Genomic DNA, 14,330 nt, shown 5'->3' on the forward strand with positions numbered 1-14,330 from the left:
CACATGGGTTACAGAAAGTTAGGACGCACAAGCGCACAACGTAAAGCTATGTTACGTGACTTAACTACAGACTTAATCATCAATGAGCGCATTGAAACAACTGAAGCGCGTGCAAAAGAACTTCGTTCTGTTGTAGAAAAAATGATTACACTTGGTAAACGTGGAGATCTACATGCACGTCGTCAAGCAGCTGCTTATGTACGTCATGAAGTTGCTAATGCTGAAACAAACCAAGACGCTGTACAAAAGTTGTTCAGTGATGTTGCTGCTCGTTATACTGATCGTCAAGGTGGTTACACTCGTATCATGAAAATGGGTCCTCGTCGCGGAGACGGAGCACCAATGGTAATTATCGAGTTAGTGTAATAGGATTTCAAAGAAACTTAGGGTACGGGACAGTTTATATTGTTATGAAACTTGTTCAAGTGCCCTTTTTCTTTAATAATCCTCACTTTTGATCAAGCCAATATAGAGTGTTATGATGAGCATTTATCTTCATTTAATGACTCGTCTAGCTCGTGCACCTCTTCTTTGGATTAAATCGTTAGAAAGAGGTGCGGGCTTTTTTCATGTTTTATTAGGACTGCAGGGTGCTAAGAAGTGGAATACCATAAGATATATTTAACAAGCATAGAAAAAGGATATCAAAGATTATACAAATAATCTTATGTTAAACCAATTCAAAGCTCGCCCAATTGGCGAGTTTATTTTTTTATCTTGCTTTAACAATGAGTTAGAATAAAAAAATGAACTATTACCCGGAGATTACTACACGAAGGTTATTAATTGTTTATGTGAATGTAGTAATTTTACTTTATTTATAATCAATAATATCTAGCAGGTAAATGGTGGGAATATAATGGACCAAAAGATTTTACTAAAGGTTGAAGATGTATCCTTTAAATATGAGGAGCAGTCAGAATATGCCCTTAATCGCGTTTCTTTTCATGTAAACGCTGGTGAGTGGGTTGCGATAGTTGGACATAATGGTTCAGGTAAATCTACGTTAGCTAAGTTATTAAATGGATTACAATTCTCTCATGAAGGTTCTATAGTAATAGACGGTATTCCGATAACAGAGGAGACTGTCTGGGACATAAGGAAAAAGGTAGGAATGGTATTCCAGAATCCTGATAATCAGTTTGTTGGTACAACGGTGAAGGATGATGTGGCTTTTGGTTTAGAAAATAACGCTGTTCCAAGAAGTGAGATGGTAACAAGAGTAGAGCGTTCTTTGGAAAAAGTAAAGATGTTATCTTTTCTTGATCAAGAGCCGCACCATCTATCTGGAGGACAAAAACAGAGAGTCGCTATTGCAGGAATTATTGCATTGAAACCTGAAATTATCATATTAGATGAGGCTACCTCTATGCTTGATCCCCAGGGAAGAGAAGAAGTCTTTGATATTATGAGAGAGCTGCAAAAAGAAAATATGACCATTATTTCGATTACTCATGACCTAGATGAGGCTGCTAAGGCAGACCGGATTATCGTAATGAATAAGGGTAGAGTATATAAGGAAGGTAATCCTAAGGAAATATTTAAACTGCAGAAGGAACTTGTTGAAATAGGTTTAGATATACCTTTTACTATTAAGATTAGGGAAAGCTTAATAAACAAAGGTATTTCATTAGAGGAAATATATTTAACAGAAGAAGAGTTGGTGACAGGCATATGGACATCTCACTTCAAAAAGTAGAGTATCGTTACCAGGAAAATTCTCCGTTTGAGCGATTGGCGATAGAGGATGTAAGTTTTGATATTCCCTCAGGAAGCTATGTTGCCGTTATAGGTCATACTGGTTCAGGTAAATCTACCATTTTACAGCATCTTAATGCTCTTTTAACACCGTCTAAAGGGAAAGTGGTAATAGGTGACCGTACACTTGAAGGTGGACAGAAACATAAGAACTTGCGGAGTATCCGGCAAAGAGTAGGGATTGTTTTTCAGTTTCCAGAACAACAGTTGTTTGAAGAAACAGTAGAAAAGGATATCTGTTTTGGCCCTCTTAATTTTGGTATTCCTGAATCAGAAGCAAAGATAAGAGCTGTAAAGGCATTAAGTGAGGTAGGATTGTCTGAAGATTTTCTCATGAAATCTCCTTTTGATTTATCAGGTGGTCAGATGAGAAGAATAGCTATTGCTGGTGTGCTGGCTATGGAACCAGATGTACTTGTATTAGACGAGCCGACAGCTGGTTTAGATCCAAGAGGCAGACGAGAAATTATGGATATGTTTTATAAGCTTCATAAAGAGCGAAATTTAACGACTGTTCTAGTTACACATAGTATGGAGGATGCTGCTCATTATGCAGATCAAATAGTCATTATGAATAAAGGGAAAGTTCATCGTCAAGGGACTCCAATAGAAATTTTTAAAGAAGCAGAGGATTTAGCTGCTATTGGATTGAATGTTCCTGAAGTTGTACGATTCCAAAAGAAAGTAGAAGCAAAATTCGGAGTGAAGATGGAACGGGTTCACTTAAACATGGAAGATTTTACGGATGAGTTAGCAGTGTATCTTCAGAAGAAAGTAGGGAGCAGTTAATGGGAAAAATGATTATAGGGCGTTTTATTCCCGTTGATTCTACATTACACAGAATGGACCCCCGTTCCAAGTTACTACTTGTTTTCCTATTTATTTGTATTGTGTTTTTGGCTAATAATATTTGGAGCTATTTGCTATTGATTGTATATGTAGGTACTTTAGTCGCCATCTCCAATGTACCGATTAAGTACATTTATTTAGGACTGAGGCCAATTTTTTGGTTAATTATTTTTACGTTTATTTTGCATATTTTTTTCACGAAAAATGGAGAGCTATTGTTTGAATGGGGATGGATTACGATTTATAAAGAAGGTATTAGAATGGGGATTCTCATTTCTATTCGCTTCTTCTTGCTCATTATCATGACATCCTTGCTTACATTAACAACAACGCCAATCGAGTTAACGGATGCAATTGAAACACTATTAGGACCACTAAAAAAGGTGAAATTTCCTGTTTATGAACTGGCTCTTATGATGTCTATCTCCCTGCGCTTTATTCCAACTTTAATGGATGAAACAGAAAAGATTATGAAGGCTCAGATGGCAAGAGGAGTAGAATTCTCTAGTGGCTCCATTAAAAGCCGTGTACAAGCAATTATTCCTTTATTGATTCCTTTATTTGTTAACTCCTTTAAAAGAGCAGAGGAGCTTGCTATTGCGATGGAAGCACGTGGCTATCAAGGTGGAGAAGGAAGAACGAAATACCGCCAATTAATCTGGAATCCTATTGATACCATAATGATTATTATTCTGATACTAATAACAGCTATGCTGTTTGTATTAAGAACATAATGGAGAATACGATGCAAAGATATAAATGTACAGTTAGCTATGATGGATCAAATTACAGTGGGTTTCAAATTCAGCCAAAGGATCGAACCGTACAAGGGGAAATCGAAAGGGCTTTAAGAAGGCTCCATAAAGGAGTAGAAGTAAAGATTCAGGCTTCTGGTAGAACGGATGCTGGCGTTCATGCTAAGGGACAAGTCATTCATTTTGATAGCTCTCTTGATATACCTGCAGATAAGTGGCCGATTGCTCTAAATACTCTTTTGCCCCACGATATTGTGGTTGCAGATGCAGAGATAGTACCTGACTCCTTTCATGCCAGATATAATGTAACAGCGAAAGAGTATCGCTATTTTATTCAATTAGGAGAGCGGAGAGATCCCTTTAAACGTAATTATGCCTATTATTATCCATATGCTCTAAATATGGAGGCGATGAGGGAAGCACTTTGTTATTTTATTGGAGAGTATGATTTTACTAGTTTTTGCTCTGCTAAAACAGACAAAGAAAGAAAAGTAAGAACGATTACTGGAGTAAAGCTTACAGAGGAAGACAATATGTTAATTTTTTCTTTCCAAGGGAATGGATTCCTTTATAATATGGTGCGGATTATGGTCGGTACCTTATTAGATGTAGGAAGAGGGAAAAAGTTACCACAAGATATTCCCGTAATTTTAGAGAAAAAGGATAGAAAGGCAGCAGGAAAAACAGCCTCTGCAAATGGATTGTATCTTTGGAAAGTATGGTATTAAACCATGATTCTTGCGACGCTGGGAGAGGAGACTAATGCTTTCCTCCTTTTCCAAAAAGAGTACAGAAAGCGACCAAGGAATCCTTTTCTTATAAGTAAAAAGTGATGTTCTTTGAGTAAAAGCCACGGAAAAAAGATTTTTTTCTCATAACAACTAAACCTGGCGTAACATTCCCTTGACATATGCTACTCTAGGATATATCATAATATGGTATGTATTTTAATCCCACATTAAGCCCCGGAACTTAATTGTGTGAACATATAGACGTAAGAACAGACATTTATATTTTAAACAAACTATAACTTTAACATTTCAGGAGGGAAACTCATGCGTACAACGTTTATGGCTAATTCAAACAATGTTGATCGTAAATGGTACGTAATTGATGCTGAAGGCCAAACTTTAGGTCGTCTTGCTAGTGAGATTGCATCAATTCTACGTGGTAAACATAAACCAACTTTCACACCTCATGTGGATACTGGTGATCATGTAATTATTTTAAATGCTTCAAAAATTGAATTGACTGGTAAAAAATTAACTGACAAAATTTACTACCGTCACTCTATGCACCCAGGTGGATTAAAGCAAAGAACTGCTTTAGAAATGCGTACTAACTACCCAGAGCAAATGTTAGAACTTGCAATCAAAGGTATGCTTCCAAAGAATTCTCTTGGTCGTCAAATGTTTAGAAAATTACACGTATATGCTGGTAGCGAACATCCGCACCAAGCTCAACAACCAGAAGTTTACGAACTTCGTGGATAATTAATAAAGGGAGGTAAAACAAATGGCACAGGTTCAATATATCGGTACTGGTCGTCGTAAAAGCTCTGTTGCTCGTGTACGTTTAGTTCCAGGTGACGGACAAATCATCATCAATGGTCGTGAAATCGAAAATTATATCCCGTTTGCAGCTTTACGCGAAGTTGTTAAACAACCATTAGTGGCTACTGAAACAACTGGAAGCTACAATATTTTAGTAAATGTTAACGGTGGAGGTTATACTGGTCAAGCTGGCGCTATCCGTCATGGTATCGCACGTGCTTTACTTCAAGTAGATCCTGAATACCGTCCAACATTAAAACGCGCAGGATTATTAACTCGTGACGCTCGTATGAAAGAACGTAAAAAATACGGTCTTAAAGGCGCTCGTCGTGCACCTCAGTTCTCAAAACGTTAATTTTTGGCGTTTCAAGGCTCTTTTCACTTTTGTGGAAAGGGTCTTTTTTATGCTAAAAGTTGTCTGTGATTATATTTGATGACAACTCATAACAGAAGCCTTCAAGAACCTCAGACTATGTACTATTGTTTTTCCCCAGCGAAACTATGGAGTACAATGATCCACTTTATTCCTCATTAAACTAAATTATTGCTCAATTTTCATTGAAAGGTGGAGAATTACTAGAACGAGAGCTAGGTTGTTTCTTATAAATTTCACAAATGGATAATATTAGTCTTAAATCGTCCCATTTTTGAACCACAGACTTTTTAAATCATTATAATGAAAGGAGAAAAGCGTTATATTAGAGCTTAAAGGGAGGCGCAATTTGATCGAAATGAATAATAGTTATGAGTTTTTATGGGGATCAACCACTGCAGTTTATCTATGTAAAGGAGCATGGTATATTTTTACCTATAAGAGTCCATAGAATATTTGAATGTGAATGGTGATGTTGCAAGTGATACTTAAAAATACTCTAAAATGTGAGGTGTAGATACCATGATAGATAAAAAAACCACAGTACAATTTACGCTGCTGACTTTTAGCATAGCATATTTTGTGTCAGGTGCCTTGATTGTTCTTGGGCCATTCGGATATTCAGTTCACAATTGGGTTCACACATTCCAGCAATTCTTGATGAATATTCCTTTTGCAATTTATATTTTGTCGCCTGCTATTGGTTCATATGTCGTTTTGAAGAAAAATAAAAAAATAGCAGATTTTAAGGAATGGTTGAAAACTGTTTTTTATATCAAAAACAACATATTTGTCTATTTGTTTGTTGTTGCAGGGCTTGCACTGTATTTCTTAATCCATATAGCAGTTTCAGACCGCACAGAAATAGTGCTTCCGTTTTATACGTTTTTTCTTTCGCTGCCTGGTAATCTTATTATTGGCGGCTTAGAGGAAGCTGGCTGGATGTACATATTGCAGCCTAAACTCAACAAAAAATACGGCTTTGTTGTATCTTCTGTTATCACTGGGATTATTTGGACTGTATGGCACATTCCCCTTTTCTTCATTCCGGGGACGAATCACGGTGAAGGGCTTATTAACTTTGGGATGTTTGTAGTTCAACTCATTGCTTTTCGATTTTTCCACGGGGCAATCTACAAAATTTCAGGAAAAGGCTTTGTCTTTATGTCCGTATTATTCCATACCATGTTCAATGCAGCATCCCCTATCTTTGGTACCATGACGATGACCTGGACGGGAACAATTGCTGCAAATACTGCGATCATTCTTGTGTCCATTTTAACTGTTGTGATATATGAAAAAAAGAGCATGACAATAATGCAAGTTAGAAAGCTATAGCATAATCGCCAATAAAGTGGATCATAAGTATTATCTCTAATAAGACTGTAAGCTTATTCAGGACCATAGATACTTAACAAAATTTTCGGAGGAATACTATGACAATTAATTTATGTACAATTGGTTTTTTGCAAAAAAATTTACGGACATTCGTAGAGTTATTAGAACGTAATCATGTAACTAAGTTAGTAGATATCAGACTGAATAATACTTCACAGTTATCGGGATATTCGAAAACAGATGATTGGCTGGGTCTATCAACGTTTTGCCAATGGATCGGCGATACAATATAGTCAAAAAGTGATTACACAATGTTATAGGAAAAACGTGTATTATCATACTTTAAAACCTATTTCGCCCCCTGACCACCATCATTATAAGGACAAAATATGTTCAATTTAATAAGATATAAAGGCTCACAAATGGTGATTAATCAAATTTGTGAGCTTTTTCATTTATTGAAAAAGGAAAGGTAGATTTACAAAGCTGTCAAAAGGTGCAGAATTGGTTTTGGCAGTGGGGATATATCACATACGATTAAAGATTATGTCTAGAAGGATGCAAAAAAATAACTAAAATATCTTTGTCGTTGTGTAATTAGAGCCGTTTTTCTTTATGATTTTGAAGAACAATACTATTTGAGGTCAGAACGAGAGCTTGCTTACTTTCTTCTTTAAAACTAAACGAATAGATAATATCAATCTCAAATCGTTCCATTTTTGAACCACAGACTTTTTTTAAAATTACTATAATGAAATTGTGAAAGCGTTATATTAGAGCTTAAAGGGAGGAGTGTTTAAACGAGATGAATAATAATAATGAGTTTTTATGGGGATCAGCTACTGCAGCTTATCAATGTGAAGGAGCATGGAAAGAGGATGGGAAAGGTTTAAACGAATGGGATAGTTTTAATCATAAGAGTCCATTGAATATTTTGAATGTAAATGGTGATGTTGCAAGTGACTTTTATCACAGATATAAGGAAGATATTGATTTAATGGCAGAAGGAAATCAAAATACTTACCGCTTTTCGATTTCCTGGGCTCGTATTATTCCTAATGGAGTCGGTGAAGTGAATGTAAAGGGAATTGAATTTTATAATAACGTTATCGACTATTGTTTGGAAAAAGGCATTATTCCAAATGTTACGTTATTCCATTATGATCTTCCAAATGAAATGGCAAAGATTGGTGGATGGGAAAATCGAAAAGTTGTGGATGCCTTTAATGAATATGCAAAAGTATGCTTTGAACATTTCGGGGATCGAGTTAAAATTTGGTCTACTATTAATGAGCCAAGGTATTATGCATATTGCAGCTATATAGTAGGAAACTATCCGCCAAATTACAAAGCAGACTTCGGACGTTTTTGGACAGTAGTTTATAACCTTATGCTAGGGAGTGCTAAGGCTGTTCAGACGTATAAAAAATTAAGTTTGGATGGGAATATTGGTGTTGTTCATGATAACGGTAATGTGGAGCTAGATCCTACTACAAAAGAAAAAGGACTAGTAAAACTAAGAGCGGATATTTTTTATAACCGAATTATACTAGATACAGCCGTATTAGGAAAATTGCCTGCCGAGTTAATAGCAGTTTTAGAAGACAATAATGTTAGTACAACGTTTATTCATGAAGAGGATTTTGTTGAATTTGCAAGAGGAAAGATTGATTATATTGGATTAAACCTATATAACCGTCAATATGTAACAGATTATTCTGAGGGTGAGACGGAAGTTTTTCACAATAATAAAGGAAAAGGCTCCAATTCCAAGGAAGGCATTCGTATTAAGAATATGTTTGAAACTTCATTTGACCCAAAAGTAAAAAGGAATCTTTGGGGCAGGGAAGTCTATCCCAAATGTATGTATAATGCACTGATGGAAATTAAAGAAAAATATGGTGATATTTTGGTCTATATCACTGAAAACGGACATGGTCAATATGAAACCCCGGATGAAAATGGCTATGTTGAAGATAAAGAGAGAATTAAATTAGTAGGAGAGTTTATTGACTATATGCTAAAAGCACGTGAAGAGGGGGTCAATGTCCAAGGTTATTATATGTGGTCAACAATGGATATATATAGTTGGATAAATGGCTATGAAAAAAGATATGGTTTAGTTCGAGTTGATTTTGAAAATAATCATAAGCGGATTCCAAAGGAAAGTTACTACTGGTTTAAAGACTTAATAGCAGCAAAAAGAAATATTTAAAATAATGTTTGTTCTAAGTAAAAGAATATAAAAAAAATTAATGTTTTACTATTTATAATCCAAACTGAACCTACAAGGTTTTATAAAGATTCATAAATACTTTTGATATCTTGTAGGTGGATTGTATTTTACAAAATTCCACTTAAAGTTCGGAAAGTAGTATAAGTTATTCGTTTCAATATATTTTGTTTTTGGAAATTAAAGCGCTTTCTAATCCGATGATGTTCAATACTCTAAAATCGATTTACCTATGTAATTAGAAGTATTTCTTATTGAAGTATTTTTTTGCTAAAGAATCGATTTTATGATGTACATCCGTTAAGTAAAACAGCAAACACTTAATACAAAAAGAATTGAAATGGAGGGAAAATAATGAAATATGTTAACATGTCGAAACAAGTACTTGAACACATTGGTGGTGTCGATAACTTGAATCATGTTGAACACTGTGCAACTAGGCTTCGCTTACATTACAATAGTAAAAAGCTTGTAAATGAAGAAGCGTTAAAAGGAATTGAAAATGTTGTAGGCATTGTAAGCAAAGCTGGACAGGTTCAAGTCATTATTGGTCCGAATGTTAATGAAGCATATAATGATTTCTTAGAAGTATCAGGATGGAAAGAGGAACAGCACAGTGGTTCAGATTCAGCAGCAGAAGAACCTGAGGACAAGAAAGCAATGTATTATGTGAATAAATTTGGTAGTTTTATGGCAACGATCTTCATGCCGATTGTTCCGGCATTGATTACAGGAGGTATCATTCTAGCACTTAGGAATTTAATGATTAATTACTTTGGTGTTGATATGGAATCTGGAACGGCAGTAATTTTGAATGCCATATTTAGTGCTGCGTTTACTTTCCTGCCGGTTTACATTGGTTTCACAATGGCAAAACGATTAAAAATGGAACCAATTATGGGGGCATTCTTAGGAGCCCTTTTGGTTAGTTCCAATATTAGCGGTGTCGAGGGACTAGATTTCTTAGGAATCTCCATACCAGTGGTTGATTATGCAAGCAGTGTTTTACCCATTATGCTTGGTGTAGGACTTATGTATTTTGTTGATAAATTCTTCCAAAAATATATACCTGAAACAGTAAAATACTTCTTGAAACCTTTATTTACCATGATAGTTGTTGTTCCTATAACATTGATTGCTTTAGGTCCTATAGGAACAGTACTAAGTGATTATGTAGGGGTTGGAGTTACAAATATGATGGATACCATTGGTGGGATAGCCATGCCAATTCTTGCGGCATTTTACCCTTACATGGTTATGTTAGGGTTAGATAAAGCTATAATGCCAATAGGGTTTAACAGTGTTGCATCAATTGGATATGACCCAGTTGTTATGGTTATGGGATTCATCTCTAACTTGTGTATTGGTGGAACTGCCTTAGCCGTAGCTACTACAATTAAAAATGATAAAAGCAAGAAAGGCATGATTACTTCCTTTGGTGTGACGGCACTTTGTGGTGTTACAGAACCAGCATTTTATGGAGCGCTAATCATGAGACCGAAAGTATTGATCGGAACGGCAATCGGAGCTGTGAGCGCAGGATTAGTTGCTGGTATTTTCGGATTAGTAAGCTATGTTATGGGAGGGTGTCCAGGCTTACTGACTGCTTTGTTTTTTATGGATAATGATGGTGGATTTGGAAATCTATTTTTAGCTGCCATTGTGGCAATTGTGGCAATTGTTGTATCTTTTGTAGCAAGCAAGATCATTTTGTCTAAAACAGAAGCAAATAAGAATGCTAAGTTTGAACCAGAATTAGATAAAGTGCTTTGACTTTATAAAGGCCGATATAAATAGATACCTATGGAAATAAGCAGATAGGAAGAGTTTTCAGTTATTAAAAGTTAGAGGTGTAAAAAATGAAAATTATGATTGCACAATTTATTATTGAATCAAATGCTAACATCCCATATAAAAGCAACTTGGAAGATTTTAATCTTTTATTTGGAGAAGATTGTATTCAGGAGATGAAATGCAAAGATGTGTTTATAAGAGAGGGAATAGAAATTATCCCTTCCATTTATGCAAACGCAAATGCTGGTGGTGTTTTAGAGAAACCAGCATTTGACTACATTGAAAGGAGAATATTGGAAGATGTGAAAAAACATCTTCACGAAATTGATGGAATTTTTCTTCATCTCCATGGAGCAAGCGAAGTAGCAGAATTAGATGGAGGCTCAGGTGATCACCACATATTGAAGATGATTCGCCAATTAGTTGGACCTTATTTACCAATAGCGGTTGTTTGTGATCCACATGGCAACTTATCCAAAGAATATGTAGAAAGCACCACAATGATCCGCAGCTATCGACATTCCCCGCATACAGACATACAAGAAACAATAGAGTTTGTATGTGAAATGCTAGTTACATTCTTAAGAAATCGGCAAAATATTACACCGGTATATCGTAAACTGCCAATGATCTTGGGAGGCGAACAGAGTGTTTCAGCTGATGAACCTGTAAAATCCATCAATAAATATATGGATAAATTGGAGGAAGATCCGAATATCCTTAGCTGTTCGTGGCATGTAGGCTACCTGCGTCATGATACCGACGTTGCAGGGTGTGGTATTGTGGTCATCCCGGCAACAGGTGATGATCAGGAATATGCAAATGAAGTTGCAGATAAACTAGCAAAATATGTATGGGATAAACGTTATGAATTTCATTATACTGGATTAACTGCACAGCCTGAAGAGGCGATGAAAATGGCAATAGAGTATGAAGATAAACCTGTGTTTATTACTGATTCTGGTGATAATGTAACATCTGGCTCTGTGGGATGTAATACATTCATATTACGCCAAGTGTTAGAACTAAATCATACCAAATCTAAAGCAAAGAGGTTTTTGTTTGCTGGTATTAATGATTCAAAAACATTAAATGAGTTGATTAAATGTGAAGTAGGAGAGACACTATCTATTTCTTTAGGAATGAATTTGGATGAGTTATCTGCCAAAGTTGATTTAGATGTTATAGTCAGTGCTAAAGGATATCTGGCCGGTTATGCTTACACAAGTGAAGGAGATTTTGGAAATTGTATCACTGTTACTGTTAAAGGCAAACCAATTGATATCATCGTTTCAGGAAATAATCATCCTTTTGTGGAATTACATCAGTTTCATGCTGCTGGTATTGATTATAAAGACTATGACATTATTATTGTAAAACAAGGATATATTTTTCCTGAATTAAAAGCTGCGGGGAAATTAAATGTTATGTCATTAACAGGAGGAGCAACACTTCAGGATACAGCAAGGCTGCCATTTAAACGCATTATGCGTCCTATGTTTCCCATTGATAATATATAAAATAAGGAACTGATGATAATTATGTTTAAAAATATGTTTATGAAAAAAGTTGAATTTTCAAAAACGATCGAATTAAAGGCATATGCAACAGGTAGTATAATGAAGCTAGAAGATATTCCTGATCCTGTTTTTGCAGAAAAAATGATGGGTGATGGCATTGCCATTGTGCCAGCTGAAGGAAATATAAGTTCTCCAGTAAATGGGGTTATCATGCATGTTTTTCCCACAAAACATGCCATTAGCATTAAAACTGCAAATGGTGCTGAAATCTTACTCCATATTGGATTGGAAACCGTTTCTATGAACGGGGAGGGATTTACTGTGCATGTTACAGAAGGAAAAAAGGTTAAAGTCGGAGATGCGCTTGTAACTGTTGATCTAGATATGGTGAAAAAACGAGCAAAAAATACTGTTATTCCAATAATTATTGTGAATACAAAGGAAATGCTGAAAATTGATAAGCCATTACTATCGGGAAATGTTACTATAGCCAAAGAGACAATCTTAGCAGTTACAGCAAAATAGTCATTATTAATAGTAAAAAATAAATGGTAGGTCAATGGCATGCAGCAGGGCATATGTAAAATGTATTATAGTAGAAACGTGCTGTTACTAATAACGTAGATGGAGAAAGGATATATATATATGAAGTATAATTCAAAAAATGTACAGTTGAGAGAAATGGAAGCACCAATGCCTGATTGTAGTAGAAAACCGTTATTAATTGATGATGAAACGATAAAGACTAGATATGAAAATGTATTACAAGAGATGAGAGTGGATGGGCTTGATGCGTTATTGGTATATGCAGATCTTGAGCATGGCGGAAACTTTGAATATTTAGTGGGATTTGTTCCAAGATTTGAAGAAGCTATATTGGTTCTTCACTCTAAAGGCGATGCCTTTCTAATCTTGGGAAATGAAAACCTTAATAAGGCACAATACTCTAGAATACCAGCACAAGGAATACATTGTCCGCACTTTTCCTTACCCAATCAGCCTATGGAACCCGATACTCCATTTTCAAGCGTCTTTCTTAAAGCAGGAATCCGAGAATCGATGAAAATTGGTTTAGTGGGATGGAAGCACTTCACAAGTAAAGTTGAGAATAATCGAAATTTCTTTGATACTCCTTCTTTTATTGTGGATACGATCAGAGATATTGTTGGGAAGGAGGGTTCCCTAACCAATAGAACAGATATTTTCATTGCTGGAAACCGTGGAGTACGGAGAGTGAATAATGCAAATGAAATAGCACACTATGAGTTTGGAGCATCTCTTGCGTCGGATTGCATCTTGCGTACTATAAATAAATTAGATGTTGGTGTCTCTGAAATGGAACTAGGTAAAGAACTGAATGATTTAGGTCAAAGAAATAGTGTAGTTACGATAGCGTCCACAGGTAAAAGATTTGAAAAGGGAAATTTATACCCTATGTCAAAAAAGGTGACGAAAGGGGATGCCATTTCTTTAACTGTGGGATATAAAGGAGGATTATCCAGTAGAGCAGGATATGCTGTTATGGAACGCTCTGAGTTACCAGAAAGTAAAAAAAATTATGTAGAAGACTTAGCAGCTCCTTATTACACTGCTATTGTAGCATGGCTTGAGAATATTCGAATTGGGATGTCTGGTGGGGACATGTATAGCTTTATTAATTCTGTTCTTCCTAAAGAAGTGTTTCATTGGGAGCTATGCCCAGGACACTTGACGGCTGATGAAGAGTGGCTGGCATCTCCGATTTATGAGAATTCGGATGAAATTATTAAAAGTGGAATGATTTTTCAAACTGATATAATACCACGTGTCGCTGGATATGATGGAGTATCAGCTGAAAGTACAATTGCACTAGCTGACGATGCATTAAAAGAGGAGATAAGAAAAAATTATCCCGAACTTTGGATGAGGATCCAAAAAAGAAAAGAATATATCAATGATTTCCTTGGAATTAAATTGAGTAAGGATGTTTTACCATTATGCAGTACGGTTGCTTATTTACGACCATATCTATTAAATAAAAAGCTTGCATTTTGTTACAATCATAATGGCTGAGTTTTGGATTCCACGCATAGTAGTTTAAAAAGTTATGTAATGTAATCGAATATAGGATACTTATCACCTCCTTGTAGCCAATTTTCTTGTCAGAAAACTTATTAC

The 14,330-nt window shown here is 35.7% G+C and carries 13 protein-coding genes; all 13 read left to right on the forward strand.

Annotated features, from left to right (window positions below; all coding sequences use genetic code 11):
• The first annotated feature begins 3 nt into the window (after positions 1-3).
• The 13 genes from rplQ (at position 4) to C2I06_RS19660 (ending at position 14,225) form a co-directional block, all read left to right on the forward strand.
• On the forward strand, positions 4-366 hold the full coding sequence (rplQ, locus tag C2I06_RS19595) for a 50S ribosomal protein L17 (protein WP_016204582.1): 363 nt from the start codon (positions 4-6) through the stop codon (positions 364-366).
• A 493-nt stretch (positions 367-859) separates the two neighbouring features.
• Positions 860-1,699: an energy-coupling factor ABC transporter ATP-binding protein gene (locus C2I06_RS19600; RefSeq protein WP_095333646.1), complete on the forward strand. Its 840-nt coding sequence runs from the start codon at positions 860-862 to the stop codon at positions 1,697-1,699.
• Positions 1,675-2,547: an energy-coupling factor ABC transporter ATP-binding protein gene (locus C2I06_RS19605; RefSeq protein WP_095333648.1), complete on the forward strand. Its 873-nt coding sequence runs from the start codon at positions 1,675-1,677 to the stop codon at positions 2,545-2,547. Before C2I06_RS19600 ends, C2I06_RS19605 begins: the two co-directional genes overlap by 25 nt.
• On the forward strand, positions 2,547-3,341 hold the full coding sequence (locus C2I06_RS19610; protein ID WP_095333650.1) for an energy-coupling factor transporter transmembrane component T family protein: 795 nt from the start codon (positions 2,547-2,549) through the stop codon (positions 3,339-3,341). Before C2I06_RS19605 ends, C2I06_RS19610 begins: the two co-directional genes overlap by 1 nt.
• Before the next feature lie 11 nt (positions 3,342-3,352).
• Positions 3,353-4,090: a tRNA pseudouridine(38-40) synthase TruA gene (truA, locus tag C2I06_RS19615; RefSeq protein WP_328588024.1), complete on the forward strand. Its 738-nt coding sequence runs from the start codon at positions 3,353-3,355 to the stop codon at positions 4,088-4,090.
• Positions 4,091-4,417: 327 nt separating this feature from the next.
• Complete coding sequence (gene rplM, locus C2I06_RS19620; protein ID WP_095333654.1) at positions 4,418-4,855, forward strand: 50S ribosomal protein L13; 438 nt, start codon at positions 4,418-4,420, stop codon at positions 4,853-4,855.
• 22 nt (positions 4,856-4,877) lie between these two features.
• Positions 4,878-5,270 carry a 30S ribosomal protein S9 gene (gene rpsI / locus C2I06_RS19625; RefSeq protein ID WP_047943731.1) on the forward strand — a complete coding sequence of 131 codons (393 nt, stop codon included), beginning with the start codon at positions 4,878-4,880 and terminating at the stop codon, positions 5,268-5,270.
• Positions 5,271-5,810: 540 nt separating this feature from the next.
• Complete coding sequence (locus C2I06_RS19630) at positions 5,811-6,626, forward strand: CPBP family intramembrane glutamic endopeptidase (RefSeq protein WP_123258675.1); 816 nt, start codon at positions 5,811-5,813, stop codon at positions 6,624-6,626.
• Between the two features lie 805 nt (positions 6,627-7,431).
• On the forward strand, positions 7,432-8,841 hold the full coding sequence (locus C2I06_RS19640; RefSeq protein ID WP_095333660.1) for a glycoside hydrolase family 1 protein: 1,410 nt from the start codon (positions 7,432-7,434) through the stop codon (positions 8,839-8,841).
• Positions 8,842-9,213: 372 nt separating this feature from the next.
• Entirely contained in the window at positions 9,214-10,632 is a 1,419-nt protein-coding gene (locus C2I06_RS19645; protein ID WP_171509187.1) for a PTS transporter subunit EIIC, read from the forward strand.
• 86 nt (positions 10,633-10,718) lie between these two features.
• Positions 10,719-12,173: a M81 family metallopeptidase gene (locus C2I06_RS19650; protein WP_095333664.1), complete on the forward strand. Its 1,455-nt coding sequence runs from the start codon at positions 10,719-10,721 to the stop codon at positions 12,171-12,173.
• A gap of 21 nt (positions 12,174-12,194) precedes the next feature.
• A complete protein-coding gene (locus C2I06_RS19655; RefSeq protein WP_095333666.1) occupies positions 12,195-12,698 on the forward strand; it encodes a PTS sugar transporter subunit IIA in 504 nt (167 codons plus the stop codon).
• Between the two features lie 120 nt (positions 12,699-12,818).
• On the forward strand, positions 12,819-14,225 hold the full coding sequence (locus tag C2I06_RS19660) for a M24 family metallopeptidase (protein WP_123258677.1): 1,407 nt from the start codon (positions 12,819-12,821) through the stop codon (positions 14,223-14,225).
• The last annotated feature ends 105 nt before the right edge of the window (positions 14,226-14,330 follow it).

Source organism: Niallia circulans (genome assembly GCF_003726095.1).
Classification (GTDB): domain Bacteria; phylum Bacillota; class Bacilli; order Bacillales; family Cytobacillaceae; genus Niallia; species Niallia circulans_A.